The organism is Sphingobium jiangsuense (assembly GCF_014196495.1).
Lineage (GTDB): Bacteria > Pseudomonadota > Alphaproteobacteria > Sphingomonadales > Sphingomonadaceae > Sphingobium > Sphingobium jiangsuense.
In genome coordinates, this window is record NZ_JACIDT010000010.1 from 83,397 (window position 1) to 109,187 (window position 25,791).

The following is a 25,791-nucleotide window of genomic DNA, read 5'->3' on the forward strand; positions in this document are numbered from 1 at the left end:
ATGGCGCTATTCGAATATTTCCCCAATTATATCTGGAACCTCTCGGTCGCGATCGCGCTGGAAAGCGGCGGGCGGATCGGCGAGATCGTCGATATGTGCCAGCCGATCCGGGATGCGGCGGCCAATGGCGCGGATGCGGGCACGCCGCAGTTCATGGCGCAATGGGTGGCGATGGCCGACAAGCTGATCGAGCTGGCCGCCGAGGATGAGGCGCGGGGGCGCGCCTTTTCCGCGTCGGACAAGCTGGAACGCGCGGCGCTCTACATGTTCACCGGCGAGCGCATGCAGGGCCATGGCCATCCGGGCCGCAAGGAAACCTATGCCAAGGCCCGCGCGGCGTTCGACAAATCGACGGCGCTGGGCAGGATCAACCGCGAGCGGGTGGAGATTCCGCTGGAAAAGGGCACCATGCCCGCGCTCTTCACCCGCGCACTCGGTGAGGGGCGCAAGCCGGTGGTGGTGTATTGCAACGGCCTCGACAGCTGCAAGGAGCTGCTCTACTGGTCGCGCCTGCCCGAAGCGCTGGCCCGGCGCGGCATCTCGACCCTGTGCGTCGATCAACCGGGCAGCGGCGAGGCGCTGCGCCTTCAGAACCTGCCGATCGATCCGCACAGCGAGAGCTGGGCGTCGAAGGCGGTGGACTGGCTCGAAGCGCAGCCCGAGATCGACCCTGCCCGCATCGGCATGACCGGCATTTCGCTGGGCGGCCATTTCGCGCCGCGCGCGGTCGCCTATGAGCCGCGCTTCGCCTCCGGCGCCTGCTGGGGCGCGAACCATAATTGGGCCGAGGTGCAGCAGAAGCGTCTGAAGCGCGAGGGCGAGAACCCGGTGCCGCATTACTGGGCGCATGTGATGTGGGCGTTCGGCGCGAGCGACATGGACGATTTCCTCAGCCGATCCGCCGACATGAACCTCAACGGCCATATGGACCGCATCACGGTGCCGTTCCTCGTCACCCATGGCGCGCAGGACCGGCAGATCAGCGTCGATTACGCCCATCAGGCCTTCGAGCAGCTGGTGAACAGCCCCCGGAAGGAACTGAAGCTCTTCACCCCGCGCGAGGGCGGGGTCGAGCATGTCGGCGCCGACAACATGGCCTATGGCCGCGACTATATCGCCGACTGGTTCGCCGATACGCTGGGAGGGCACATCGCATGAGCCGCCGTTTCGTCGATCTTTCGATCTATCTCGAAAATGACGTGATCACCGATCCGCCGTTCCTGCGCCCGCATATCGACTATCAGAAGCATGGCGAGACGATGGCGGAGCTGCAGCATTTCTTCCCCGGCGTGACCGCGCAGGACACGCCCGACGAAGCGGGCTTCGCGGCGGCGGAGTGGGTGAAGCTGACGACGCATAACGGCACGCATCTCGACGCGCCGTGGCATTATCACCCGACGATGGACGGCGGCAAACCGGCGATGACGATCGACGAGGTGCCGCTCGAATGGTGCTTCCAGCCGGGCGTGAAGCTGGATTTCCGCCATTTCGCGGACGGCTATGTCGTGACCGCCGCCGATGTCGAGGCGGAGCTGAAGCGCATCGGCCATGAGCTGAAGCCGCTGGAGATCGTGCTGGTCAACACGGCGGCGGGCGGCGCGCTGGGCAACCCAAACTTCGTCAATATCGGTTGCGGCATGGGCTATGAGGCGACCATGTACCTGCTGGAACGCGGCATCCGGGTAACCGGCACCGACGCGTGGAGCTGGGACGCGCCGTTCAGCTATACCGCCGAAAAGGTGAAGGAAACCGGCGACATGTCGCTGATCTGGGAAGGGCATAAGGCGGGGCGGGACATAGGCTATTGCCACCTCGAAAAGCTGCACAATCTGGAGGCGCTGCCGGGCGACGGCTTTCTCGTTTCCTGCTTCCCGCACAAGATCAAGGGCGCGTCGGCGGGGTGGACCCGCGCGGTCGCGATTTTCGAAGACGGGGCCGTCGCCGCATGAGGCTGGCGACCTTGCGCGACGGCACGCCGGACGGCGCGCTGCTGGTGGTGGGGAGCGGGGGCGACAGGGCCGCGCCCGCCGCCGCCGTTGCTACGACGCTGCAACAGGCGATGGAGAACTGGGCGGCCGTCGAGCCGGCGCTGCGGGCGATCGCCGCGCAGGTCGAGGCGGGCACCGCGCCGGGCCTCTTCGCGCTGGCCGAAGGAACGCCGCTCGCCGCGCCGTTGACCCGTGCGTGGCAATGGCTCGACGGCTCGGCCTATCTCCAGCATGGCGAGCGGATGCAGCAGGCGTTCAACCTGCCGCCGATCGAAACCGACCGACCGTTGATGTATCAGGGCCTGTCCGATCGCTTTTACGGCCCCGCCGACGACATTCCCTTTCCGGCGGAAGAGGATGGCGTGGATTTCGAGGGCGAACTGGGCGTGATCGTCGACGCCGTGCCGATGGGCACGAGCGCAGAAGAGGCGCTGGCGCATATCCGCCTGATCGTGCAGATCAACGACTGGTCGCTGCGCACGATCGCGCCGGTGGAGATGAAGACCGGCTTCGGCTGGGTGCAGGCCAAGCCCGCCTGCTCGATGGCGCCTTTCGCGGCGACGCCGGACGAACTGGGCAATGCGTGGCGTGACGGGCGTGTCCATGGGCGGATGCGGGTCGAGTTGAACGGCGAGCGCTTCGGCGATGTCGAATCCGGTGAGGAAATGGCCTTCGGTTTCCACGAACTCGTCGCCCACGCCGCCCGCACCCGCGATCTGGTCGCCGGGACGATCATCGGATCGGGCACGATATCCTCGCGCCATTATGCCGAAATGGGCTCCACCTGCATTTCCGAGCGGCGCGCGATCGATATCGTCGCGGGCAGAGAGCCGACGCCGTTCCTGCGTTTCGGCGACGAGGTGGCGATGGAGGCGCGCGTCGGCGGTGAGGCGCTGTTCGGGGCCATCCGGCAGAAGGTGGTGAAGGGCTGAGAACGTCGCCTTGTTCCGTCACCCCAGCGCAGGCTGGGGGCGCAGGTCCAGAGTCTCAGGCCCAGAGTCTCAGGCCCAGAGGCCCAGACATGTCGCGCGCTACCTCCTGAGATGCCAGCCTGCGCTGGCATGACGGGGAATCAGACAGGCCAGCCCTCGCGGCGATAGGCCGAATCCCAGAACATCCACTCGTAGCGCGTGGCGGTGCGGAAGGCGCGGTCCATTGCGGCGCGGGTGGTGGCGCCCGCGTCCGCGGCGGCCTTGTCGACCAGCGCGCGCACACGGTCCGTCGCCTCGCCGAAGGCCGGGGCGGCATAGGTGTCGATCCACGCCGCATAGGGGTTGGGCGAGGCCGCGCGCGGCTTGATGTCGCAGCCGACCTCCCAATAGACCCAGAAGCAGGGCAATATGCCCGCGATCAGTTCCTCATAGCTGCGGGTCGCGGCCAGGCCGGAAAGATAGCTGGTATAGCCGAGGCAGGCCGGGGTCGGTTCCGTCGCATGGGCGAGGTCCGCGCTCACTCCGAACTGCGCGAAGAAGGACTGGTGCAGCGCTTCCTCGACCTGCACCGCCACTTTCGCCCCGTCCGAGAATTCGAGGCGGCCCGCGCCGTCGGGCGCCTTGGCCGCGGCGATCGCCAGCGCCCGCGCATATTCGGCGAGGTAAAGGCTGTCCTGCACGATATAATGGCGGAAGCTCTCCATCGGCAGAGAGCCGTCCGCCAGCTCGCCGAGGAAGGGATGGGCGAGGATCGCGCGGCGGAGCGGGGCGATATCCTCCCAGATGGCGTCGCAGAAACTCATCTTGCTCTACTCCCTTCCGTCAGAAGCGCCAGCCCGCCGTCGCGCCGAACTGGCGGCCGGTGTTGATGGTGAAGCTGTCGAACGGGCCGTTCGGGCCCAGCCCCAGCAACAGCGGCAATTGCTGCTGGCCGAAGGCGGAGATTGCCCAGCGCTTGTCGAACAGGTTCTTCGCCCACAGCTCCAGCGACCATGGCCCGCGCGTCAGGCCGATGCGGCTGTCGACCGACGCATAGCCGGGCGAATGGAGGATATTGTCGATCTCGAAATCGACGCGCGAGACATAGGCGACGCTCGCCCGCGCGCTGATGGCGACCGGCCCGGCCTCGCCCTGCCAGCCGAGGCCGCCATTGACCGTCCAGTCCGGCGCATTGGGCGTGCGCTTGCCCCTGAGGTCGAGGATGAGCGGTTCGCCCGGCTCCGGCGTCGGGTTGGGCGTGGTGTAGCGGCCGACGCGGCTGCGTGTCCACGCCAGCCCGCCATCGACGCGGAAGCCCGCGCCGAGATCCGCCTGCGCCGAGGCCTCCACCCCGTGCACATCGACCTGCGGCACCGACAGCACCACCGAATTGCCGAGGAACACGGTGTTCTGGAAATTCTCATAATCGGTGACGAACCCGGCGAGCGACAGCCGCACCCGGCCATCGGCAAGGCGCGCCTTCACCCCGGCCTCGACCGAGCGGGTGGTTTCGGCGGCGAAATCGGCCTGCCAGAGGTCGGACGGGCCGGGCAGCGGGTTGAAACCGCCCGCCTTGAAGCCGATCGCGCCGGTCACATAGGCGGTGAAATCGCCGGTCGGCCGCCATGCCAGCGATACCTTGGGCTGCCATTTGTCGAAAGTATGGGCGCGCCGGGCGAAGATCGCGCCGCTTTGCGTGCCGACCGTGTCCTCCTTGCGCCGGTCGCTGTCATAGCGCAGCGCCAGCGTCGCCTCGATCTGCGGCGTCAGGTCATAGCTCGCCTGCGCGAAGAGGCCGATCTGGTTGGAGCGGGTTTCCGCCCTGGGCGCTTCGGCGCCGAAGAGGAGCGGGCCGAAATCGTCGGTGCGGTCGCGCTCCAGCCGCTGGAAGAAGAAGCCGGCATGCCAGCGCAATGGGCCGGGATCGCGCGAGACGAGGCGCAACTCGCTGGTCCAGGCGCGGATATCGACCGGTTGGGCGATGGGCTGGAGGCCGCCGGGAAAGGGGAAGCCGTCCACGGTCACGACGGGATCGTTGCGGAAGTCGAGTTCCTCGACGAAATCCTTGTGATAATCGTCATGGCCGCCGGTCCAGATCAGGCGCAGGCTTTCCCCGATATCCTGCTCATAGGTGGCCTGCGCGCCCCACCATGTGCGCGAGGCGCGGCCCTCGAAATCGCCGAACGGATCGGTCAGCGCCGCGCCCGACAGCCTGCCGCCATATAGGCCGGTGACATTGCCGGACGAGATATAGGCCGCGCCGCCCTCTTCGTTCGCCCAGCCGAGCCGAAACCTGAGCGTGCCCGTTTCGGACAGCGCGACCTTCGCCTTCAGGCGCAGGTTGCGGCTGATGCTGCCGTCGACCTTCCTGTCGAGGAAACTGTTGCGGATGAAGCCTTCGCTGTTGCGATAGGACCCGGCGAGGCGCAGCTGCACCTGCTCCGAAACCGGCGCGTTGACCACGCCGTCGGCGGTCCAGGTGAAGCCGTTTCCGGCGCCGACAGAGGCTTCCCCACCCCAGTCCGGGCCGGGGTCGCCGGTCGTCATGTTGATCGCCCCGCCGGAGGCCGAGCGGCCGAAGAGGGCGCCTTGCGGCCCCTTCAATATCTCGACGCCCGCAATGTCATAGGGGCGCAGCGTGAACAGCTCCGCATCTGGCAGCGCCAGCCCATCGACGATATAGGCGATGGACGGCGACTGGTTGCGGTTGGTCGAAACGCCGCGCACGGAAATGAGGTTGGTGCCGGGGTCCTGATCGTGGATCATGAAGATGCCGGGCGTGGCGGCGATGAACTCGTCTATGGTGGTGAGCTTGCGCGCGGCGATATCGGCCGGGGTGTAGACGGCGATGCTGTCCGGCACCGCGATCTCCGCCTCGGCGCGGCCGCGCGCGGTGACGATGATCCCGTCCTCCGCGTCGGCGCCCGAAAGCGCACCGGCATGGGCGCTCGTGACGGACAGCGCATAGAGCCCCGCCCCGGCGAGGATGCCGCAAAGGGTCGAGACAGCAGACATGAAGGTGGTGGCGTTCTGGCGCATAATCCCTATTCCTCCGCCGGTGTGAGCCGGATCAGGTTCGCGGGTTTGCGGACTAGACGCGCCTGTCGCGCCCGATCCGCCTCTCAGCCCTGGCCGCGCCAGAACACCCCGTGGGTTGAAATCGGCCTCCCTCTAGGAAGAGTCGCCGCCGCCGTCAAATGATGAAGGGCGGGGCGCCGTTTTTTGTCCTGCTCGCCCCGTGCCCGGTCAGGCGGCGGCGGGGTGGTAATGGCTCGGCGCGACGCCGACCAGCCGCTTGAACATGGTGGTGAAGGCGGCGGGGCTTTCATAGCCGAGGTCGAGCGCGACCGTCGTCACCGCTTCCCCCGCCGCCAGCCGGGGCAGCGCGACGAGCAGGCAGGCCTGCTGACGCCACATGCCGAAGCTCAGCCCGGTTTCCCGCCGGAACGCGCGGGTGAAGGCGCGCCGTCCCATGCCCAGCTCGTCGCTCCACCGGTCGATCGTGTCGTGCGGGCTCGGCCGTTCGAGGAAACGCTGGCAGCGGCGGGCGATGTCGGGGCGCTTGGGAAAGGGCACCGCCAGCGGCACGGTCGGCGCGCGGGTGAGCTCTTCCAGCAGCAGCGCCATCACCATGCCGTCGCGCCCCGCCACATCATATTCCGGCTCGATCCCGCTCGCCGCCTCCAGCAGCGCGCGGAGCAGCGGGGACACCTGGATGACCTTGGTGCGCAGGCCGAGCGCGCCATAGGCGGCGGGTTCGACCAGCAGGCTGCGGGTGCTGACCGCGCCCACCATCCGCACCGAATGGCTGCATCCGCCGGGCGTCCAGACGGCGCGTTCGGGCGGCGCGACCCATGCGCCGGCGGGCGTGCTCAGCACGACGACGCCCCGCGCCGCGTAGAGAAGCTGCCCGCGCCGGTGGCTGTGCCAGTCCAGCTCGAAATCGGACGGATAATCGTTGCGTATCGCGACGATGGGCCGGTCGACATTTTCCATCAGCGTAACATCGTTGAGAAGCATGCAACTGTCCCACTCTCGAAATCGTTCGACCCATATAGGAAAGCGGGTCGGCGGGGAAAGCCCTATGGGCGCTCGATCGGACAATCAACGCGACGGACCGGACAGGATGAACGCAACCAAGGCCGAAAGGCCGACCCATGGCACCGAAACCACCGTGTTCGGCATCATTCTGGCGATCAGCTTCTGCCACCTTCTCAATGACATGATGCAGTCGCTGCTGCCGTCCATCTACCCCAATCTGAAGCAGGAACTGGGCCTGTCGTTCAGCCAGATCGGGCTGGTGACGCTGGTCTATCAGATGACCGCCTCGATCCTGCAACCGCTGGTCGGCCTCTATGCCGACAAGCGGCCGACGCCGATGGCGCTGCCGGGGGGCACGCTGTTCTCGCTGGCCGGGCTGATGGTGCTGTCCACCGCACACAGCTATGGCCGGCTGCTGGTGGGGGCGGCCCTGCTGGGCATGGGATCGTCGGTGTTCCACCCCGAATCCTCGCGCGTGGCGCGGATGGCGGCGGGCAGGCGGCATGGCCTTGCGCAGTCGCTGTTTCAGGTCGGCGGCAATGCCGGGTCGGCGCTCGGCCCGCTGGCGGCGGCGGTGGTCGTCGTGCAATGGGGCCAGTCCAGCCTCGCCTTCTTCGCGATGCTGGCGCTGCTGTCGGGCGGGATATTGTGGAACGTGGCGATCTGGTACCGCCACCACGGCCTGCCGCGCCTTCACCGCGCGCGGTCCTCGGCCACGGCGGCGCTGTCGCTGCCGCGCGGCAAGGTGCTGGGCGGCATCGCCATACTGCTCGCGCTGATCTTCTCCAAATATGTCTATCTGGCCAGCCTGACGAGCTATTTCACCTTCTATCTGATCCACCGTTTCGGCGTATCGGTGGAGGCCGCGCAGCTGCACCTGTTCGCCTTTCTGGCGGCGGTCGCGGTGGGCACGGTGGCGGGCGGGCCGCTGGGGGACCGGTTCGGCCGCAAATATGTGATCTGGTTCTCGATCGTGGGCGCGTTGCCGTTCACCCTGCTGCTGCCATATGCCAGCCTGTTCTGGACGGGGCCGCTCAGCGTCGTGATCGGCCTGATCCTCGCCTCCGCCTTTCCGGCGATCGTGGTGTTCGCGCAGGATCTGGTGCCGGGCAAGATCGGCATGATCTCCGGCCTGTTCTTCGGCTTCTCGTTCGGCATGGGCGGGCTGGGCGCGGCGATATTGGGCGAGGTCGCGGATCGCGCGGGGATAGAGACGGTCTACGGCATATGCGCGTTCCTGCCCGCGATCGGCCTGCTCGCGATATTGCTGCCCGATCCGCGCCGGGCATCCGCCGCCTGAGTACGGGCCGGCCGCTTTTTGAATTCAGGCGGAATGCGGGTAAGCTCGCCCTGTTTTTCACGACAGGAAGGCAGCGATATGGCGATCACCGGACCGCAGGCGCGCGCCGCGCGCGCATTGGTGCAATGGCCGCGCGACCATGTGGCGAAGCTGGCGCGGCTGGACGAGGCCGCGCTCGCCGCGTTCGAGGGCGGGCAGGCCGATCTGGATGAGGAAGAGCGGGCGCGGCTGATCCATGCGCTGGAACAGGGCGGCGCGATATTCCTGGCCGAGGACCGGAAGGCCGGCGCGGGCGTGCGCCTCAAGTTCACGAAGAGGGACGTGCGGGCGATCAACCGGCTGGAGGGAGAAGGCGGCCCTGTCGGCACCGACGATGTCTGATGGGGACGGACGGGATGCCGCCCATGGCCGACGCTGATCTGCGGCGCGCAGATTGAATGTGCGATCGCCAACAAGCCATTGAAATATGGGGATTTTTTGAATGGCTCCCCGAGTAGGATTCGAACCTACGGCCGTTCGATTAACAGTCGAATGCTCTACCGCTGAGCTATCGGGGAGTGGCCCCAGCACCGCTGGGGTGGAGCGCCTATAGCAGCGCTGTTCGAGAGATGACAAGGGGGATTATGCAATAAATTGTTCCGCTGCGATACGATCGTCCAAAGTATGTTCCGGATCGAACAGCAGCGTCAACGGGGAGGCGCGGTCCACCGCCACCTCCACGCAGTTAACGTCGCGCACCTCGCGATGATCGGCGACGGCGCTGACCGGGCGCTTCTGCGCGTCGAGCACGCGAAAGCGGATGCGCGTCTTTTCCGGCAATATCGCCCCCCGCCAGCGGCGCGGGCGGAACGGGCTGATCGGCGTCAGTGCGATCAGGCCGGATCCCAGGGGCAGGATCGGGCCGTGGGCCGAGAGATTATAGGCGGTCGATCCGGCGGGCGTGGCGACCAGCACCCCGTCGCACACCAGTTCGGGCAAGGCGGCGCGATCGTTGACCATCACCTCGATCTTCGCGGTCTGGCGCGTTTCGCGCAGCAGCGAAACCTCGTTGATCGCGGGCAGGGAGATATCCTCGCCGTCGATGGTGGTGACGTCCATGCGCAGCGGGTTCACCTTGAACGCCTTGGCGGCCTGTATCCGCTGGTCGAGCCGTTCCAGCCGCCATTCGTTCATCAGGAAGCCGACCGTGCCGAGGTTCATCCCGAACACGGGAATCCGGTGGCGGCGGGTTTCCAGCAGCGTGTGGAGCGTTTGCAGCATGAAGCCGTCGCCGCCCAGCGCGACGATCAGGTCGGCGTCGGCCGGGTCCACGAAATCATAATTGGCGCGCAGCCGCTCCTCCGCCGCGCGGGCGGCAGGGGTAGGGGAAGCGACGAGCGCCCGCCTTGTCTCCGGTGCGTTCATCCGCCGGTCACGCTCATGTGACGGCGCGTGACGCCGGTGACCCGATCCGGCCCGATGGCGAAATCATGGGCGAGCGGCTTGGCGATCAGCGCCCGGTCCAGCGCCGCGTCCACCGCCGCGATGCCGCCGGTGCGATAGGCGGTCTTGAGGTCGACATGATCCTCATGGCCGAGGCACATGAATATCTTCCCCTCACAGGTCAGGCGCATGCGGTTGCACCCGGCGCAGAAATTGTCGCTGAGCGGCGTGATCAGGCCCAGCCGGATGCCCGGCAGCCCCGCCGCCTCATAATAGCGCGCCGGGCCGCCGCTGCTGTAGCGCGAGGGCGTCAGCGGGTGGGCGGCCTCGATCTGCCGCACGGCCTCGGACAGCGGCAGATAGCGGTCCGTCCGGTCTTCCTCCACCTCGCCCAGCGGCATGGTTTCGATCAGCGTCAGGTCGTGGCCTTCGCCCGCGCACCAGCGCAGCATCGGCAGATAGTCGCGGTCGTTCAGCCCCTTGAGCGCGACCATGTTGATCTTGACGCGGATTCCGGCCGCGCTCGCCGCCCTTATCCCCTCCAGCACAGTGTCGAGCCGCCCGCCCCTGGTGACGAAGGCGTAGGTTTCGGGATCGAGGCTGTCGATGCTGACATTGATGCGGCCCACCCCGGCGGCGGCGAGGTCGTCGGCATGCCGGGCGAGGCGCGTGCCGTTGGTGGTCAGCGTCAGTTCCCAGAGCGTGCCGTCATCCAGATGGCGCCCGATGCGCCGCACCAGATCGCCGAAATCGCGCCGCACCAGCGGCTCGCCGCCGCTCAGGCGGATCTTGCGCACCCCGCGCGCGATGAAGCGATCGGCGATGATCGCGATCTCCTCCAGCGTCAGCACCTCGTTGCGCGGCAGGAAGCTCATCTTCTCCGCCATGCAGTAGCGGCAGCGCAGGTCGCAGCGGTCCGTCACCGAAATGCGCAGATATTCGATGCGGCGGCCAAAGCCGTCGATCATCGGCGCGGCGGGGACGGAATGAACCGGTGTCATATCCCCTAGCTATGTCATGCAGGCCCCCCGCGCAAGGGACAGCGCCGATGTCCCACGTCGGGAAAGGGAGGGAGAAAGAAGAAGATGTCGCCGATTGCGGTTGTCCTAAGGCATCGGTAACGTCCGCGCCTTAAAGATGGGCCGAACGCATGCGACAGGGTGGGGACCAAATGCCGGACAGGGCGGAATGACAGGACAGGACGAGCGGATCGTGCATATCGTCGCCCCCTGCCCGCCGGAGCGGGACGATGGGGGCGACCCCGTTTCGCGGCTGCCGTCGATCGGGTGGAAGGTCGTTCCGGCGGGGGATGCGCCGCGCGGAACCGGGGATGCGCTCCGCCTTTTCCTGCTGGATGCGCGCCTGCCCGATGCGCTGGAAAAATGGGAGGAACTGGCGGACGGCGAGGCCGCGGCCTGCCTCGCGCTGGTCGGGCGGGAGCAGGAAGCGGGCGACGGGCTGGTTGCGGCGCTGATCGCCGCCGGCATCACCCATTTGCTGCCCTGGCCCGCCGACGACCGGGAACTGGCGCTGGCGCTGGAGGCGGCGCGGGGGCTCGCCCTGCGGCGGGGGGCGGAACTGGCCGAGGCGGGAGGCGAGGGCGAGGAAAGCCTGCTCGCGCCGCTGCCCCATGATGCCCTGACCGGCCTTGTCAGCCGCGCCGCCGCGCGCCGCCGCCTCGCGCAGGAGCTTTCCGCGCCCGACGAGCCGGGACGAAACGGCGTCACCATTTGCCTGTTGATCGGCATCAGCCAGTTCGACAGCGTGAACGCCGCCTATGGCAAGCCGGTCGGCGATGCGGTGCTGGTGCAGATCGCGCGGCGCATCAGCCGCTGCGTGGAGCAGGTCGCGGGGCCGGAGGCGCTGGTCGCGCGCATGGGCGGCACCGAATATCTGGTCGCCTTCCGCAGCCGGGGCGGCCGTCTGGTCGAGGGCGAGGCGCGGGATCTCGCCCGGCTGATCCTGACCGACGTGGCGCGCCCCTTCTGCGCGGACGACAACATGATCCGCCTGACCGCGCGCTGCGGCATCGCCGAATGCGCGCCGGGCGACGACGCCGCGCGCCTGCTGCGGCGGGCGAGCGCGGCGCTGGCCGATGCGCGGCGATCGGGGACGAGCGACATCTGGTTCCGGTCGGGCAGGCGGCATGGCGGCGAGGGCGCCAGCGGCGACCCGGACCGGCTCGATGCCGACCTGCGCCTCGCGCTGGACCGCAACGAGATCGCGATCGTCTACCAGCCGCAATATGACAGCCTGAAGGACGTGATCGTCGGCGTCGAGGCGCTGGCGCGGTGGAACCACCCCGCGCTGGGGCAGCTCGACGCGGGCACGCTGTTCGCGGCGGCCGACCGGTCCGACTATCTGCTGCCGCTCTCCCTCCATATCCAGCAGATGGCGCTCAAGGAGGCGGGGCAATGGCCAGAGGCGCTGAACCGGCTGCGCCTGTCGATCAACGTCACCTCGGTCGACCTGGCGCAGGACGATTTCGTGGAGCGCCTGCTCGCGATGGTCGGGGAAAGCGGCTTTCCGCCCGGCAGGCTGACGGTGGAGATCACCGAAAGCGGCCTCATCGAGAATATCGAGCGCGCGGCGGCGATTCTGCGGGACTTGCGCGGCCGGGGCATCCGCGTCGCCATCGACGATTTCGGCACCGGCTATTCCAGCCTCGCCTATCTGAAGGCGCTCTATCCCGATTATCTGAAGATCGACCACAGCCTCAGCCGCGACATATTGGGCACCTCGCGCGACCGCATCATCCTGCGCGCGATCATCGCGATGGCGCGCTCGCTGGCGCTGACGGTGATCGCCGAAGGGGTGGAGAGCGAGGAGCAACTGACCCTGCTGGCGCGCGAGGGGTGCGAAATCTATCAGGGCTTTTTGCGTTCGGCGGCGGTGACGTCGGCCGGATTGGCGGAGCTGGTGGCAAAGGCCTGAAGGAGTTCTGAAGGCCCGGCCGCTATAGCTCCAGCGCGATGCAGGCGATGAGGCGCGGGCCGCCATGGGCGGCGGCATCCCTGTCGATGCTGCTGTCGGCATAGCGCAGCCCCGCCGACCAGCGCCCGCGATGATAGTCGAGCGCGACGCCGTGATCCCAATAGGTGCCGTCCGGGCGCAGGCGGCGCGAGCGAGCCGGGTCGTCGCTCTTGCCTGAGGAGCGCGCCAGATGGGCGGACAGGGTGAGCGGTGTGCGCGGGATGCCGATGGACAGGGCCGAGCCGAGCACCAGATTGTCCCCGCCCAGCGCGGATTGATCCGGCGCATAGCGGGCGAACAGGTCGAGCGCCGCCGGGCCGAACTGATAGCCGATGCCCCCGCCGATTTCGCCATAGCCCATGCCGGATGCGCCGGGGAAGGCGTGATAGCCGCCCAGCACCTGCCCCCGGAAAGCGCCCACCTGCCTGGCGTAGCGCGCGCCGACGTCGATCGCCGCATCGGCCCCGCCATGCCGCCCGCTGCCCCATAGCGACGTGGCCGCGATGTCGAAGGCCAGCGCGGAGCCCACCGGCAGGCTGGCCGAAGCCTTGAGGACGGGGGCGCCGTCGCTCCAGCTGAGCCCCCGGCGCCGCTCGTCGCCGGCCGCTTCCAGCTGGAGGGAGGGGCCACCGTCCATGCCTTGCGCGAGGGCGGGGAGCGGGGCGCTCCAGATCAGGCCGCCCCCCGCCAGAAGGAGGGGAGCCGCCCCCTTCATGCCTAGTTGGTTCCCCGGTGCCGGACCACGTCCAGCTCTGCCAGCAGCGGAGTGCGATCCCGCTCCGCCACCGCGAGCAGATGCGCGGTGATGGCGTCGTCGCGATTGGCGACTTCCTGCTCTATCGAGCGGCGCTTGCCTTCGGTGCATGCGCCCGCGCGGCTGCCCGACAGCTCGCGGTCGCTGGAAATGACGCGCGGCGTGGCGGGATGGCCGCCGAGCTGGCGTTCCACGACCAGCGTGGCCTTCCACAGGCAGCGGCGCATGTCGGCGCGGTTCGGCACATAGGCGCCGACGGTGCGCGTCTCTATGTCCGCGCGGGCGGTATAGACCGCCTCGACCGGCGACCCGGCATGCTGGATTTCGACATGATGCGTCGCGGCCGCAGCCGCGAGGAGGACGAGGCTAAAGGTCATGATAATCTCCTGCTCGACGCCGGGCTATCATGCCCGATCATCGGAGCCGGAATTAGGGCTCCACTGTTGCTCGACCATGTCTGAAGGGTGAAAAAGTCGGGCCGGGTTCAGCCCGCCACTTTCGCCAGCCCCTTGGAGAGTTGCAGCGCCGCGTGCAGTCGCGCCGCGCCGTCTTTCCATGCGCGGGTGATGACCAGCTTGTTGTCCGGGCGCAGCTTGGCCGTGCCCGCGAGGCGCTGGACATAGCCGATGAGGCCCGCCGGATTGGCGAACTGGTCGTTGTGGAAGCCCACCAATGCGCCCTTCGGCCCGACATCGAGGCGGGCGATTCCCGCCTTCACGCAATTCTGCTTGATCTGGATGAGGGTGAGCAGGTTCTGCGTCGCGGGCGGCAGCTTGCCGAAGCGGTCGATCAGTTCGGCGGCGAAGGCCTCCACCTCCTGTGCGCCGTCCAGCTCGTTGAGGCGGCGATAGAGGCCCATGCGCAGGTCGAGGTCCGGCACATAGTCCTCCGGTATCTGCACCGGCGCGTCGATGGTGATCTGCGGCGAGAAGGCGTCCTTGGGCACGAAATCGGTGCTGCCGCCGGATTTCGCCTCCAATATCGCTTCCTCCAGCATCGACTGGTACAGCTCGAAGCCGACTTCCTTGATGTGGCCGGACTGTTCGTCGCCCACCAGATTGCCCGCGCCGCGAATGTCGAGATCGTGGCTCGCCAATTGGAAACCCGCGCCCAGCGTGTCGAGATCGGACAGCACCTTCAGGCGCTTTTCCGCCGTTTCGGTGATGATGCGGTCGGCGGGCGTGGTGAAATAGGCGTAGGCGCGCGTCTTGGACCGGCCCACGCGCCCGCGAAGCTGGTAAAGCTGCGCCAGCCCGAAGCGGTCGGCGCGGTGGATGATGAGGGTGTTGGCGCTCGGAATGTCGAGGCCGCTCTCGACGATGGTGGTAGAGAGCAGCACGTCATATTTCCTGTCGTAGAAAGCCGACATGCGCTCCTCGACCTCGGAGGCCGCCATCTGGCCATGGGCGACGACCGGGCGGACCTCCGGCACCTGATCGCGCAGAAATTCCTCGATATCGGTTATGTCGGTGATGCGCGGCACGACGAAGAAGCTCTGCCCGCCGCGATAATGCTCTCGCAGCAGCGCCTCGCGGATGACGACGCCGTCCCACGGCATCACATAGGTGCGCACCGCGAGGCGATCGACCGGAGGTGTCTGGATGACGGAGAGCTCGCGCAGGCCCGACATCGCCATTTGCAGCGTGCGCGGGATCGGTGTCGCGGTCAGCGTCAGCACGTGCACATCGGTGCGAAGCTGCTTCAGCCGTTCCTTGTGGACGACGCCGAAGCGCTGTTCCTCGTCCACGATGACGAGGCCGAGGCGCTTGAACTCCAGCCCCTTGGCGAGCAGCGCATGGGTACCGACGACGATATCGATGGTGCCCGCCGCGAGCCCTTCCTTGGTCGCCTTGGCCTCGGCGGCGGGGACGAGGCGGGAAAGGCGGCCGATGTTGAGCGGGAAGCCGGCGAAGCGCTCCACGAAATTGCAATGATGCTGGCGGGCGAGCAGGGTGGTGGGGCAGATCACCACCACCTGCAACCCCGCCATCGCCGCGACGAAGGCGGCGCGCAGCGCGACTTCCGTCTTGCCGAAGCCGACATCGCCGCAGACGAGCCGGTCCATCGGGCGGCCCGCGCCCAGATCCTCGATCACGTCGCTGATCGCGCGGTCCTGATCCTCGGTCTCGTCATAGGGGAAGCGGTCGACGAAGGCCGGGTAGCCGCCGCTGTCCGGTTCCGCCACGGGCGCGGGGCGCAGTGCGCGCGCGGCGGCGACCTTCAGCAGTTCACCCGCGATCTCGCGGATACGCTCCTTCATCTTCGCCTTGCGCCGCTGCCATGCCTCGCCGCCGAGGCGATCGAGCGCCGCGCCTTCCTCCGCGCCATAGCGGGAGAGCACGTCGATATTCTCGACCGGCACATAAAGCTTGTCGCCGCCCGCATATTCGAGCGCGACGCAATCATGGGGCGCATTGCCGACCGGGATCGACATCAGCCCTTCATATTTGCCGATGCCATGATCGGCATGGACGACCAGATCGCCCGGCGTCAGCGTCGCCAGTTCGGCAAGGAAGGCGTCGGCGCTCTTCTTGCGTCGGGCGCGGCGGACGAGCCGGTCGCCGAGCATGTCCTGCTCGGTCAGCAGCGCGATATCGGCGCTGCTATAGCCATGGTCGAGCGGCAGCACGACGAGCGCGGCGCTGCCCTTCGCCGCCAGCCCCTGCGCCTCCTGCCAGCTGTCGGCGAGCGCGAGGCGGCTTGCCTTATGGTCGCTCAGCAGGCCGGAGAGGCGTTCGCGCGCGCCCGCCGAATAGCTGGCGACGATGACCTTGCGGGCTTTCTTGCGCTCATTGTCGATGTGGACGGCAACCGCGTCGTAGATGTTCGCGCCCTGCGTGCGTTCAGGCGCGAAATCGCGGGCGGCGTCGACCTCCAGATCGAGCACGGTCGCGCTTTCCGGTTCGTGGAAGGGCGAGGTGATGTGGATCGGGTGCGCAGCGACCTGCGCCGCCCATTCGTCGGCCGTCAGATAAAGTTGATCGGGGGCGAGCGGGCGATAGCTGCCGGGGTCGGACCCGCGCGAGGCGACGCGGTTGGCATGATAATCGGTGATCGCCTCGAACCGCGTCTGCGCCGCGCCGGTGACGCCGCCGTCGCGCAGGATCAGCGCATCCTCGCCGAAATGGTCGAGCAGCGGCACGAGGCGCTCCTCGAACAGCGGCAGCCAATGCTCCATGCCCGCCAGCCGTCGCCCGTCGCTCACCGCCTGATAGAGCGGGTCGCCGGTCGCGGTCGCGCCGAACAGGTCGCGATAGCGCGTGCGGAAGCGCTTGATCGTATCCTCGTCCAGCAGCGCCTCGGACGCGGGGAGCAGGGTGAAGCTCGCAACGTCGCCGGTCGAGCGCTGGGTGCCGGGGTCGAAGCTGCGCAGCGTCTCTATCTCGTCGCCGAAGAAGTCGAGCCGCATCGGTTCGGGCGCGCCGCCGGGGAACAGGTCGACGATGCCGCCGCGCACCGCGAACTCGCCCGCGTCATGCACGGTGTCGGTGCGCACATAGCCGTTTGCCTGCAACAGCGCGGTCAGCCGGTTGATGTCGATCCGCTCGCCCGGCGCGAGCCGAGCCACCAACTGCCGCACGCGGAAAGGCGTCAGCGTGCGCTGGGTGATCGCCGCCGCCGTGGTCAGCACCAGCTGCGGCGCCTTGACCGGCCCCTGCACGCCATGGAGGCCCGCCAGCCGCTGCGCCGCCGACCGCAGCGAGGGCGAGGCGCGGTCATAGGGCAGGCAATCCCATGCCGGGATGAGGACGATCTCCAGCTCCGGCGCGAACCAGGGCGCGGTGTCGGCGATCGCCTGCATCGCCTGCTCGTCGGGCGCGACGAAGACGGTGCGCGCGGGCTTGCCGCTCCCCGCACTGGCCCGCGCGAGGTCCGCCAGCAGCACCGGCAGGAAGCCGGTCGGCGTCCCCGACAGGGTAAGGGGCTGACGGGCGGAAAGGATGCGCTGGGGGTCGATCATCGGGACTGGCGTTCGGGCCTCAGTTGCGGATCTTGATGAAATCGAGCTTTTTGAAAGCGTCCATCATCGGGCCTTTGAACCGTTCGGGCACCTCCGCCGTTCCCATGCCCCATGCCATGATGTCGACATCCTGCTCATCCAGCAGCGTTTCGAACCACTGGAACTCCTCCTCATTCCATGTCGAGGCGTAGCGGTCGAAAAAGCCGCCGACCATATAATCGGCCTCTCTTGTGCCTCTGTGCCATGCCTGGAAATAGAGGCGGCGCAGGCGGGGGTCTTCGTACATGATCGTGTCTGTCCTGTCCGGGTCTGCCCCTTCGCATTTGATCGCGGCGGGGCACTGGGCTATCGGTCAGGCCATAGCCATGCGACCCGAACTTCTCAATCCGCTCTTTGCCGAAATCTCCGTGCTGAAAGGCGTGGGCAATGCGCTGTCGAAACCGCTCGACCGGCTCGGCCTTTCGCGCATGGTGGACCTTGCCTTCCATCTGCCGACGGGGTGGGTGGAGCGCAAAAGGGTGACGCGGCTCGACCCCGCCGATGTAGGGCAGACGATCATCGTCACGCTGACCCCGGTGGAGTATCGGGCGAGCGGCGGCGCGCGCGCGCCTTTCCGGGTGGTGGCGGAGGATGAGGCGGGAAACAGCGTCAGCCTCATCTATTTCGGCCGGAACAGCGGCTGGCCGAGGAAGCTGCTGCCCCTCAATGAACCGAAGGTGATTTCGGGCAAGCTGGAGGCATGGGGCGACTTTCTCCAGATCGTCCACCCCGATCATGTCTCCGAACCGCGCGAGGCCGCCGCCATTCAGGTGCGCGAGGCCGTCTATCCCCTGTCCGAAGGGATCAGCGGGGCGCGGATGCGCGACCTTGTCGGGCAGGCGCTGGAACGTGCGCCGGAGTTGCCCGAATGGATCGAACCATCGGTGCTGGCGCGGCGGGGGTGGAAGGACTGGCGCGCCTCGTTGCTCTCCGTCCATGCGACGCCCGACAGCCGCGATGCGCGCCGCCGTATCGCCTATGACGAGATATTCTCCGGCCAGCTTGCGCTGATGCTGGTGCGCGCCGCCGCCCGCAAGAGGAAGGCCGATCCGCTGCATCCCACCGGCAAGTTGCGCGATCTGGTGAAGCTGCCCTTTGCGCCGACCGGCGCGCAGCTGCGCTCGCTGGGCGAGATCGACGGCGATATCCAGCAATCCGCGCCGATGCTGCGCCTGCTGCAAGGGGATGTCGGCGCGGGCAAGACATGGGTGGCGCTGATGGCGCTGCTGGGTGCGGTGGAATCGGGGATGCAGGGCGCGATGCTGGCGCCCACTGAGATCCTCGCGCGCCAGCATTATGAGACGCTGCGGCGGATGCTCGCCGGGGTGCCGGTCAACATCGCGGTGCTGACCGGGCGCGACAAGGGCAAGGCGCGCGAGGCGACGCTGATGGGGCTGGCGGACGGCAGCATCGACATTCTGGTGGGCACCCATGCGATCTTTCAGGAGGCGGTGAGCTACAAGCATCTGGGGCTTGCCGTGATCGACGAGCAGCACCGCTTCGGTGTGGTGCAGCGGATGATGCTGACGGCGAAGGCGCGGCTCAATCCGCATGTGCTGGTGATGACGGCGACGCCGATCCCGCGCACGCTGACGCTGACCTATTATGGCGACATGGAGGTCAGCCGCCTCGACGAGATGCCGCCCGGCCGCCAGTCGATCAAGACGCTGGTGATGTCGGTGGACCGCCTCGATGAGGTGATCGAGGCGCTGGGCCGCCACATATCGGGCGGGGAGCAGGCCTATTGGGTCTGCCCGCTGGTCGAGGAAAGCGAGGCCAGCGATCAGGCGGCGGCCGAGGCGCGGGCCGAGGCGCTGCGCATGCGCTTCGGCGCGGACAAGGTCGCGCTGGTCCATGGGCGTATGAAGGGGCCGGAGAAGGACGCGGTGATGGAGCGCTTTGCAACCGGTCAGGCGAGCGTGCTGGTCGCGACCACGGTGATCGAGGTCGGCGTCGATGTGCCCAATGCCTCGCTGATGATCATCGAGGGCGCGGACCGCTTCGGCCTTGCCCAGCTGCACCAGCTGCGCGGGCGGGTGGGGCGCGGGGACAAGGCATCCACCTGCCTGCTGTTGCGCGGCAACGGCCTGTCGGAGACGGCGCGGGCGCGGCTGGCCCTGATGCGGGAGAGCAATGACGGCTTCCGCATCGCCGAGGAGGATCTGAAGCTGCGCGGCGCGGGCGATTATCTCGGCACGCGCCAGTCGGGCGACCAGAGCTTCCGCCTCGCCACGCCGGAGGATATCGGCGAACTGATCGACATGGCGCGCGACGATGCGAGGCTGCTGGTCGAGCGGGACGGCGGACTGGCCTCCGAACGCGGGCAGGCGGCGCGGATCTGCCTCTATCTGTTCGAGCGGGACGCGGCGGTGGGGTTGCTCAAGGCCGGATAAATAGGTTGGATCGTACGGATAGGGTGGAAAAGACAGCGATTAAAACCGTTCGGGCTGTCGAGCGAGTCACTCGCCTCGCTTCGATGTCGAAGCCCTGTACTTTCTTGGCCCAAGAGAAAAGCAGCCGTTGGGCTTTGCCCGCCCTATGGGTCGACAGGCTCAGGGCGAACGGAAGTGGGCCGTTCGATAAGTACCGAAAATAATATTACATTCCCCGTCATGCCAGCGCAGGCTGGCATCTCAGGAGGCTGCGCGCGACGTGGCCCACGACCCCAGCCTGCACTGGGGTGACGGCAAAGTCGAGGGGGCAGCTAACCTCCCGATCCGCATCCTCCCATCCCATCCACCAAAGACAACCGCCGCTGGAAAAGGCCGAATATCGGGAACATAATCTCCGCTTGCCCCTTTTATCCGCCATGCAGCCATCGCAATTCCATATCGCCCTGGGTCATGCGGACTGGCGTGCGCTGGCCGGTCTTGCCATTGGCGTCGCCGTCGCGCTGGTCGTCCATTTCCTGGTTTTCCACCTGATCCGCCGCCTGTCCGGGCGCACCAAGACGAGTGGGGACGACCTGTTGTTGCAGGCCATCTACCAGCCGTCCCGCTGGTTACTCGCGCTGCTGGTGCTGATGGCGGGCATGGAGGGGGTGTCGCTCGGCCCGCAGGTCGCGCGATGGTGGGCGATCGGATCGGCGATGGCGCTCGCCGCCCTTGCCGGATGGCTCGCTCTGCGCGTCGCGGCGGCGGTGCAGCGGGTGATCGAGCTGCATTCCGACATCACGGTGGAGGATAATCTCGCCGCCCGCCGCCGCACGACGCGGGTGCGCATCCTGCACCGCATCGCCCAGGTGGGAATCCTGTTCCTCACCATCGCCTTCATGCTGCTGGCGATACCGGGGGTGCGGGCGATCGGCGTGACGCTGGTGGCGTCGGCGGGGCTGGCCGCGCTCGCGGTCGGCGCGGCGGCGCAGCCCGCGCTCAAGAACCTGATCTCCGGCATGCAGATGGCCTTCACCGAGCCGATCCGGCTGGACGACATCGTCGTGGTCGAAGGGGAATGGGGCCGGATCGAGGATATTCGCCTGACCTATGTGGTGATGCGCCTGTGGGATGACCGGCGCATGGTGGTGCCGGTCTCCTATTTCCTCGAACGGCCGTTCCAGAACTGGACGCGGGAGCGGGCGGACCTGCTCGGCACCGTGCTGTTCCATGTCCATGCCTCGGCCGATATAGAGCGCATTCGCAAGGCGTTCGTGGAGGCCGTACAGACGAACCGGCATTGGGACGGGCGCGTCGCGCTCCTTCAGGTGACGGAGCAGCGGCCCGGCGCGCTGGAACTGCGCGGCCTGTTGAGCGCGCGTTATGCGGGCGTGGTTTTCGACCTGCGCTGCGAGGTGCGCGAGGCCGTGGTGGCGTTCATCCGCCGGGAAATGCCCGACGCCTTCGCCTGAGGCGAAGGCGAAGGCGTCGGGTGGTTCAGCCCTCCGCCACGATGCCGTGCTTCTTCGCGCCGAAGCTCAGCTTGTCGCCCGCCTTCAGCGCGAAATGGGGATCTTTCACCACCTCCCCGTTCACGCGGATCGCGCCTTCCTCCAGCTTGCGGCGGACCTCCTTGTTGGAGGCGGCGAAGCCCAGTGCGGTGGTCGCCGCCAGCACCGTGCCCGCCTGCGACAGCGCAACGCTCGGCAGGTCCGCGCCTGCGCCGCCCGCGAAGGTCGCCGCGGCGGTCCTTTCGGCGGTTTCGGCGGCCTCGCGCCCCCGGCACAGCGCGGTCGCCTCATTGGCGAGGATGCGCTTCGCCTCGTTGATTTCGGAGCCTTGCAGCGCGGAAAGGCGCTTCACCTCGTCCATCGGCAGGTCGGTGAACAGCCGCAGCCGGTTATACACATCGGCGTCGGCGGTGTTGCGCCAGAATTGCCAATAATCATAGCTCGGCAGCTGATCCTCGTTGAGCCAGACCGCGCCGCCGACCGTCTTGCCCATCTTGCTGCCGTCCGCATTGGTGAGCAGCGGCGTCGTCAGGCCGAACACATGGGTGCCGTCGACCCGGCGGGCGAGCTCGATGCCGTTGACGATATTGCCCCATTGATCCGACCCGCCCATTTGCAGGCGGCACGCCGACCGGCGCGACAATTCCAGGAAATCATAGGCTTGCAGGATCATGTAGTTGAATTCGAGGAAGCTGAGCGACTGCTCGCGGTCGAGCCGCATCTTCACCGAATCGAAGCTCAGCATCCGGTTGACCGAGAAATGCTGGCCGATATCGCGCAGGAACGGGATATATTCGAGGGCATCGAGCCATTCGGCATTGTCGAGCATGATGGCGTCGGTCGGGCCGTCGCCGAAGGTCAGGAAGCGGGCAAAGACGCGCTTGATGCTGGCGACATTCTCCGCGATCAGCTCGGTGGTGAGCAGCTTGCGCGCCTCGTCCTTGAAGCTGGGGTCGCCGATCTTGCCGGTGCCGCCGCCCATCAGCACGATGGGCTTGTGCCCGGCGCGCTGCAACTGGCGCAGCATCATGATCGACACCAGATGCCCGACATGCAGCGACGGCGCGGTCGGATCGAAGCCGATATAGCCGGGCACCACCTCTTTCGCGGCGAGCGCATCCAGCCCTTCCGCATCGGTCAACTGGTGGATATAGCCCCGCTCATCGAGCAGGCGCAGCAGATCGGATGTGTAGTTGGTCATGGGCGGCGCCCTTAGCATGGAGAAAAGCGGTTGAGTAGGGTTTTGGAACTGACTTGCCATCCGCAGACCCCTGCCAATGCCATCCGCAGGGTCCGGGTGGAATTGGGCCAGTCCTTCGATGGGCTGCTGCTGAGCTATTTTGTGGAAGGGAAGGAAGCGCTTTCCCTCGCCGCAGGGGCGCCATCGGAGCGAACCGCGAACCTCTGGCAGACCACCTGCTTCGAAATGTTCCTGCGGCCTGCCGGGGCGAGGGGCTATCATGAATATAATTTCTCGCCGTCCACCCAATGGGCGGCCTATGCGTTCGATGGCTATCGTGAAGGCATGACCGATTTGCCTTGCCCGGTCCCGCCATCCGTAGAGCGGGGGGAAGAGACGGGAGAGCCTTATGTCGTCCGCATCCATGTCGATCTGAACGATATTGCCAAAGGTCCCCTCCGGATCGGCCTCTCCGCCGTGATCGAGGAGAAGGACGGCACGAAAAGCTATTGGGCGCTCGCGCATCCGCCCGGCAAGCCCGATTTCCATCATCCGGCTTGCTTTGCGCTCGAACTCCCGGCACCTAGCGCATCATGAAGAACGGTATCGACCGGCTGATCGCCGACCCTTCCCTGCGCGCGCCTCTCGTCGGCAAGCGCGTCGCCCTGCTCGCCCATCCCGCTTCCGTCACGGCGGAGCTGACGCACAGCCTCGATGCGCTGGCGGCGCTGCCCGATATCCGCCTCTCTTCCGCCTTCGGGCCGCAACACGGGCTGCGCGGCGACAAGCAGGACAATATGATGGAAAGCCCGGATTTCACCGATCCGGCGCTCGGCATCCCGGTGTTCAGCCTTTATGGCGAGGTGCGCCGCCCCACGGCCGCGATGATGGACAGCTTCGACGTGCTGCTGTTCGATCTTCAGGACCTGGGCTGCCGCATCTACACCTTCGTCACCACGCTGCTCTATGTGCTGGAGGAAAGCGCGAAGCACGGCAAGTCGGTCTGGGTGCTCGACCGCCCCAACCCGGCGGGCCGCCCGGTCGAGGGGCTGAGCCTGCGTCCCGGCTGGGAAAGCTTCGTCGGCGCCGGTCCGATGCCGATGCGGCACGGGCTGACGCTGGGCGAGCTGGGCCATTGGTTCATCGCCCATTATGGCCTCGATGTGAACTATCGCGTGATCGCGATGGAGGGGTGGGAGCCGGAGGCGGCGCCCGGCTTCGGCTGGCCTGTCGATCGTCTCTGGATCAACCCCAGCCCCAATGCGCCCAATCTCAACATGGCACGGGCCTATTCCGGCACGGTGATGCTGGAGGGCGCGACGCTGAGCGAGGGCAGGGGGACGACGCGCCCGCTCGAACTGTTCGGCGCGCCGGATATTGATGCGCGGGCGGTGATCGCGGAAATGCGCGCGCTCGCACCGCAATGGCTTGAAGGCTGCGCGCTGCGCGAATGCTGGTTCGAGCCGACCTTCCACAAGCATGTGGGGCGGCAATGCGCGGGCGTGCATATCCATGCCGAGGGCGGTTTCTACGATCATGCGGCTTTCCGGCCATGGCGGTTGCAGGCGCTGGCGTTCAAGGCGATCCGGCGGCTGTACCCCGATTATGAGCTGTGGCGCGATTTCCCCTATGAATATGAATTCGGAAAGCTGCCGATCGACGTCATCAACGGCTCCCCATTGCTGCGGGAATGGGTGGACGATGCCGCCGCCACGCCCGCCGATCTCGATGCGCTGACCGCGCCGGATGAACGGGCGTGGAAGGAGGAACGCGGGGCGCATCTGCTCTATCGGTGATGGGGCGGGGGACCGCTTGCGGCCATGAGCTGACGCGGCCAGCCACGCATATATAATCACGCGGAGACGCGGAGGCGCGGAGATAATAATCGCGAAGCATTCTTTCCCATGCCGACGGTTGGGACCGAAGGCGAAATGGGCACAAAGAGCCTGCGGCTCATCCCCTCTCCGCGTCTCCGCGCCTCCGCGTGAACTTATTGCTTAAACGGTCGATGCCGCTCTCACGTCATGCCAGCGCAGGCTGGCATCGTTCTCGATCGTACGGAACATGGCCGTCAACGATACTGGCCGGTGCCGGAATGACGGAATTTTTCCCAATCACCGCTTCCGGCTCAGCTCCCGCATCGCCTCGTCCAGCCCGTCGAGCGTCAGCGGGTACATGCGGTCGTCCATCAGCTGCCGAATTATCCGGTTGGACTGGCTGTAGTCCCAGCTCTCCCGCCGGTCCGGGTTGATCCACACGGTCGCGGGATAGGTGTTCGTCACCCGTTCCAGCCAGAGCGCGCCCGGTTCCTCGTTATGATGTTCCACGCTGCCGCCCGCATGGGTCAGCTCATAGGGAGACATCGCCGCGTCGCCGACGAATATCACCTTATAATCATGGCCATATTTGTGGAGGATATCCCAGGTCGGCAGGCGCTCGGCGAAGCGGCGGCGGTTGTCCTTCCACACGCCTTCGTACAGGCAATTGTGGAAATAGAAGAATTCCAGATTCTTGAACTCGCTCACCGCCGCGCTGAACAGCTCCTCGGTCATGGTCACATAAGGGTCCATCGATCCGCCGACGTCGAGGAACAGCAGCAGTTTCACCGCATTGCGCCGCTCCGGCCGCATCCGCACGTCGAGGAAACCGCGCCGCGCGGTGCCGGATATGGTTGCGTCGAGGTCCAGTTCCTCGGCCGCGCCTTCGCGGGCGAAGCGGCGCAGGCGGCGCAGTGCGACCTTGATCGTGCGCGTGCCCAACTCGCGCGTGCTGTCGAGATTTGCGAACTCGCGCTTTTCCCACACCTTGACGGCGCGCCTGTGGCGGCTTTCCCCGCCGATGCGCACGCCCGCCGGATTATAGCCGCTGTTGCCGAAGGGCGAGGTGCCGCCGGTGCCGATCCATTTATTGCCGCCCTGATGCCGCCCCTGCTGTTCCTCCAGCCGCTGGCGCAGCGTTTCCATTATCTCTTCCCAGCTGCCCGGCGCCTCGATCTTCGCCATTTCCTCCGGCGTCAGGAATTTCTCCGCGACCGCGCGCAGCCACTCTTCCGGCAGGGAGGCCGCCTCTTCCCCCTCCGGACCGAGCGCGCCCCGGAAATGTTGCTGGAACACGCGGTCGAAGCGGTCGATCAGCCCTTCGTCCTTCACATAGATGGTGCGGGCGAGATAATAGAAATCTTCGGGCCTGTGCCCGGCCACGTCGCGGTCGAGCGCTTCGAGCAGAGTCAGATGCTCCTTGATGCCGACCGGCAGGCCCGCTGCGCGCAGAGCGTCGAGGAAAGACAGAAACATCGCCCCCGCTTACAGCAAGCCGGGCCTTCCCGCCAGAGCAAGGCTG

21 protein-coding genes, 1 tRNA gene and 1 riboswitch are annotated in these 25,791 nt (G+C 67.1%); of the genes, 10 read left to right on the top strand and 12 right to left on the bottom strand.

Annotation, left to right across the window (positions count from 1 at the left end; all coding sequences use genetic code 11):
• From GGR43_RS14340 to GGR43_RS14350, 3 genes are read left to right on the top strand one after another with little or no spacing between them, the layout of a single operon-like run.
• A complete protein-coding gene (locus tag GGR43_RS14340) occupies positions 1-1,158 on the top strand; it encodes an alpha/beta hydrolase family protein (protein WP_188072676.1) in 1,158 nt (385 codons plus the stop codon).
• Positions 1,155-1,949, top strand: coding sequence for a cyclase family protein (locus tag GGR43_RS14345; RefSeq protein ID WP_188072677.1), 795 nt, complete (start codon positions 1,155-1,157; stop codon positions 1,947-1,949). The genes GGR43_RS14340 and GGR43_RS14345 overlap by 4 nt, the downstream gene beginning before the upstream one ends.
• The gene (locus GGR43_RS14350; RefSeq protein WP_188072678.1) at positions 1,946-2,920 is read left to right on the top strand and encodes a fumarylacetoacetate hydrolase family protein; all 975 of its coding nucleotides are present in this window, start codon (positions 1,946-1,948) and stop codon (positions 2,918-2,920) included. Before GGR43_RS14345 ends, GGR43_RS14350 begins: the two co-directional genes overlap by 4 nt.
• 140 nt (positions 2,921-3,060) lie before the next feature.
• Here GGR43_RS14350 and tenA read toward each other — a convergent pair whose 3' ends face one another.
• The 3 genes from tenA to GGR43_RS14365 all read right to left on the bottom strand — a co-directional run bounded on the left by tenA (position 3,061) and on the right by GGR43_RS14365 (position 6,919).
• A complete protein-coding gene (tenA, locus tag GGR43_RS14355) occupies positions 3,061-3,723 on the bottom strand; it encodes a thiaminase II (protein ID WP_188072679.1) in 663 nt (220 codons plus the stop codon).
• A gap of 19 nt (positions 3,724-3,742) precedes the next feature.
• A complete protein-coding gene (locus GGR43_RS14360; RefSeq protein ID WP_246343760.1) occupies positions 3,743-5,938 on the bottom strand; it encodes a TonB-dependent receptor in 2,196 nt (731 codons plus the stop codon).
• A riboswitch (TPP riboswitch) is annotated at positions 5,930-6,059 on the bottom strand. (Overlaps the previous gene by 9 nt.)
• An 86-nt stretch (positions 6,060-6,145) precedes the next feature.
• Positions 6,146-6,919 (bottom strand): AraC family transcriptional regulator, encoded by a 774-nt coding sequence (locus tag GGR43_RS14365; protein ID WP_188072680.1) that lies wholly within the window; start codon positions 6,917-6,919, stop codon positions 6,146-6,148.
• Positions 6,920-7,025: 106 nt separating this feature from the next.
• Between GGR43_RS14365 and GGR43_RS14370 the strand changes: the two genes are divergently transcribed.
• On the top strand, positions 7,026-8,240 hold the full coding sequence (locus GGR43_RS14370) for an MFS transporter (protein ID WP_188072681.1): 1,215 nt from the start codon (positions 7,026-7,028) through the stop codon (positions 8,238-8,240).
• Positions 8,241-8,318: 78 nt separating this feature from the next.
• Positions 8,319-8,621: a DNA-binding protein gene (locus GGR43_RS14375; RefSeq protein ID WP_188072682.1), complete on the top strand. Its 303-nt coding sequence runs from the start codon at positions 8,319-8,321 to the stop codon at positions 8,619-8,621.
• A 101-nt stretch (positions 8,622-8,722) separates the two neighbouring features.
• Here the strand turns inward: GGR43_RS14375 and GGR43_RS14380 are convergent.
• The 3 genes from GGR43_RS14380 to moaA all read right to left on the bottom strand — a co-directional run bounded on the left by GGR43_RS14380 (position 8,723) and on the right by moaA (position 10,663).
• A tRNA-Asn gene (locus GGR43_RS14380) sits at positions 8,723-8,797 on the bottom strand.
• 64 nt (positions 8,798-8,861) lie between these two features.
• Positions 8,862-9,644 carry an NAD kinase gene (locus GGR43_RS14385; RefSeq protein WP_188072683.1) on the bottom strand — a complete coding sequence of 261 codons (783 nt, stop codon included), beginning with the start codon at positions 9,642-9,644 and terminating at the stop codon, positions 8,862-8,864.
• Entirely contained in the window at positions 9,641-10,663 is a 1,023-nt protein-coding gene (gene moaA, locus GGR43_RS14390; RefSeq protein WP_246343762.1) for a GTP 3',8-cyclase MoaA, read from the bottom strand. The genes GGR43_RS14385 and moaA overlap by 4 nt, the downstream gene beginning before the upstream one ends.
• 187 nt (positions 10,664-10,850) lie before the next feature.
• Here moaA and GGR43_RS14395 point away from each other — a divergent pair, with 187 nt between their 5' ends.
• Complete coding sequence (locus GGR43_RS14395; protein WP_246343763.1) at positions 10,851-12,596, top strand: putative bifunctional diguanylate cyclase/phosphodiesterase; 1,746 nt, start codon at positions 10,851-10,853, stop codon at positions 12,594-12,596.
• A 22-nt stretch (positions 12,597-12,618) separates the two neighbouring features.
• Here the strand turns inward: GGR43_RS14395 and GGR43_RS14400 are convergent, their stop codons facing one another.
• The 4 genes from GGR43_RS14400 to GGR43_RS14415 form a co-directional block, all read right to left on the bottom strand.
• Positions 12,619-13,350 (bottom strand): TorF family putative porin, encoded by a 732-nt coding sequence (locus tag GGR43_RS14400; RefSeq protein ID WP_246343764.1) that lies wholly within the window; start codon positions 13,348-13,350, stop codon positions 12,619-12,621.
• A gap of 2 nt (positions 13,351-13,352) precedes the next feature.
• Positions 13,353-13,766 carry a hypothetical protein gene (locus tag GGR43_RS14405; RefSeq protein WP_188072685.1) on the bottom strand — a complete coding sequence of 138 codons (414 nt, stop codon included), beginning with the start codon at positions 13,764-13,766 and terminating at the stop codon, positions 13,353-13,355.
• Positions 13,767-13,873: 107 nt separating this feature from the next.
• Positions 13,874-17,350 (bottom strand): transcription-repair coupling factor, encoded by a 3,477-nt coding sequence (gene mfd / locus GGR43_RS14410; RefSeq protein WP_188072686.1) that lies wholly within the window; start codon positions 17,348-17,350, stop codon positions 13,874-13,876.
• A gap of 19 nt (positions 17,351-17,369) precedes the next feature.
• On the bottom strand, positions 17,370-17,636 hold the full coding sequence (locus GGR43_RS14415) for an FAD assembly factor SdhE (RefSeq protein ID WP_188072687.1): 267 nt from the start codon (positions 17,634-17,636) through the stop codon (positions 17,370-17,372).
• A gap of 79 nt (positions 17,637-17,715) precedes the next feature.
• Between GGR43_RS14415 and recG the strand changes: the two genes are divergently transcribed.
• Positions 17,716-19,782: an ATP-dependent DNA helicase RecG gene (gene recG, locus GGR43_RS14420; RefSeq protein ID WP_188072688.1), complete on the top strand. Its 2,067-nt coding sequence runs from the start codon at positions 17,716-17,718 to the stop codon at positions 19,780-19,782.
• A gap of 398 nt (positions 19,783-20,180) precedes the next feature.
• Entirely contained in the window at positions 20,181-21,233 is a 1,053-nt protein-coding gene (locus GGR43_RS14425) for a mechanosensitive ion channel family protein (RefSeq protein WP_343054494.1), read from the top strand.
• A gap of 25 nt (positions 21,234-21,258) precedes the next feature.
• Here GGR43_RS14425 and tyrS read toward each other — a convergent pair whose 3' ends face one another.
• The gene (gene tyrS, locus GGR43_RS14430; protein ID WP_188072690.1) at positions 21,259-22,473 is read right to left on the bottom strand and encodes a tyrosine--tRNA ligase; all 1,215 of its coding nucleotides are present in this window, start codon (positions 22,471-22,473) and stop codon (positions 21,259-21,261) included.
• Positions 22,474-22,503: 30 nt separating this feature from the next.
• Between tyrS and GGR43_RS14435 the strand changes: the two genes are divergently transcribed.
• Positions 22,504-23,049: a DOMON-like domain-containing protein gene (locus tag GGR43_RS14435; RefSeq protein WP_246343766.1), complete on the top strand. Its 546-nt coding sequence runs from the start codon at positions 22,504-22,506 to the stop codon at positions 23,047-23,049.
• A complete protein-coding gene (locus GGR43_RS14440) occupies positions 23,046-24,248 on the top strand; it encodes an exo-beta-N-acetylmuramidase NamZ family protein (RefSeq protein ID WP_188072691.1) in 1,203 nt (400 codons plus the stop codon). The genes GGR43_RS14435 and GGR43_RS14440 overlap by 4 nt, the downstream gene beginning before the upstream one ends.
• Before the next feature lie 318 nt (positions 24,249-24,566).
• Here the strand turns inward: GGR43_RS14440 and GGR43_RS14445 are convergent, their stop codons facing one another.
• Positions 24,567-25,745 (bottom strand): vWA domain-containing protein, encoded by a 1,179-nt coding sequence (locus tag GGR43_RS14445; RefSeq protein ID WP_188072692.1) that lies wholly within the window; start codon positions 25,743-25,745, stop codon positions 24,567-24,569.
• Positions 25,746-25,791: the final 46 nt, after the last annotated feature.

What these genes read in the sequence shown, in the direction of transcription:
- mfd (WP_188072686.1), bottom strand. Translation starts at nt 17,350, where the DNA reads ATGATCGACCCCCAGCGCATCCTTTCCGCCCGTCAGCCCCTTACCCTG.
- GGR43_RS14340 (WP_188072676.1), top strand. Translation starts at nt 1, where the DNA reads ATGGCGCTATTCGAATATTTCCCCAATTATATCTGGAACCTCTCGGTC.
- GGR43_RS14360 (WP_246343760.1), bottom strand. Translation starts at nt 5,938, where the DNA reads ATGCGCCAGAACGCCACCACCTTCATGTCTGCTGTCTCGACCCTTTGC.
- GGR43_RS14415 (WP_188072687.1), bottom strand. Translation starts at nt 17,636, where the DNA reads ATGTACGAAGACCCCCGCCTGCGCCGCCTCTATTTCCAGGCATGGCAC.
- GGR43_RS14375 (WP_188072682.1), top strand. Translation starts at nt 8,319, where the DNA reads ATGGCGATCACCGGACCGCAGGCGCGCGCCGCGCGCGCATTGGTGCAA.
- GGR43_RS14395 (WP_246343763.1), top strand. Translation starts at nt 10,851, where the DNA reads ATGACAGGACAGGACGAGCGGATCGTGCATATCGTCGCCCCCTGCCCG.
- GGR43_RS14365 (WP_188072680.1), bottom strand. Translation starts at nt 6,919, where the DNA reads ATGCTTCTCAACGATGTTACGCTGATGGAAAATGTCGACCGGCCCATC.
- GGR43_RS14370 (WP_188072681.1), top strand. Translation starts at nt 7,026, where the DNA reads ATGAACGCAACCAAGGCCGAAAGGCCGACCCATGGCACCGAAACCACC.
- GGR43_RS14350 (WP_188072678.1), top strand. Translation starts at nt 1,946, where the DNA reads ATGAGGCTGGCGACCTTGCGCGACGGCACGCCGGACGGCGCGCTGCTG.
- GGR43_RS14445 (WP_188072692.1), bottom strand. Translation starts at nt 25,745, where the DNA reads ATGTTTCTGTCTTTCCTCGACGCTCTGCGCGCAGCGGGCCTGCCGGTC.
- moaA (WP_246343762.1), bottom strand. Translation starts at nt 10,663, where the DNA reads ATGACACCGGTTCATTCCGTCCCCGCCGCGCCGATGATCGACGGCTTT.
- GGR43_RS14400 (WP_246343764.1), bottom strand. Translation starts at nt 13,350, where the DNA reads ATGAAGGGGGCGGCTCCCCTCCTTCTGGCGGGGGGCGGCCTGATCTGG.
- tenA (WP_188072679.1), bottom strand. Translation starts at nt 3,723, where the DNA reads ATGAGTTTCTGCGACGCCATCTGGGAGGATATCGCCCCGCTCCGCCGC.
- recG (WP_188072688.1), top strand. Translation starts at nt 17,716, where the DNA reads ATGCGACCCGAACTTCTCAATCCGCTCTTTGCCGAAATCTCCGTGCTG.
- GGR43_RS14440 (WP_188072691.1), top strand. Translation starts at nt 23,046, where the DNA reads ATGAAGAACGGTATCGACCGGCTGATCGCCGACCCTTCCCTGCGCGCG.
- tyrS (WP_188072690.1), bottom strand. Translation starts at nt 22,473, where the DNA reads ATGACCAACTACACATCCGATCTGCTGCGCCTGCTCGATGAGCGGGGC.
- GGR43_RS14405 (WP_188072685.1), bottom strand. Translation starts at nt 13,766, where the DNA reads ATGACCTTTAGCCTCGTCCTCCTCGCGGCTGCGGCCGCGACGCATCAT.
- GGR43_RS14385 (WP_188072683.1), bottom strand. Translation starts at nt 9,644, where the DNA reads ATGAACGCACCGGAGACAAGGCGGGCGCTCGTCGCTTCCCCTACCCCT.
- GGR43_RS14345 (WP_188072677.1), top strand. Translation starts at nt 1,155, where the DNA reads ATGAGCCGCCGTTTCGTCGATCTTTCGATCTATCTCGAAAATGACGTG.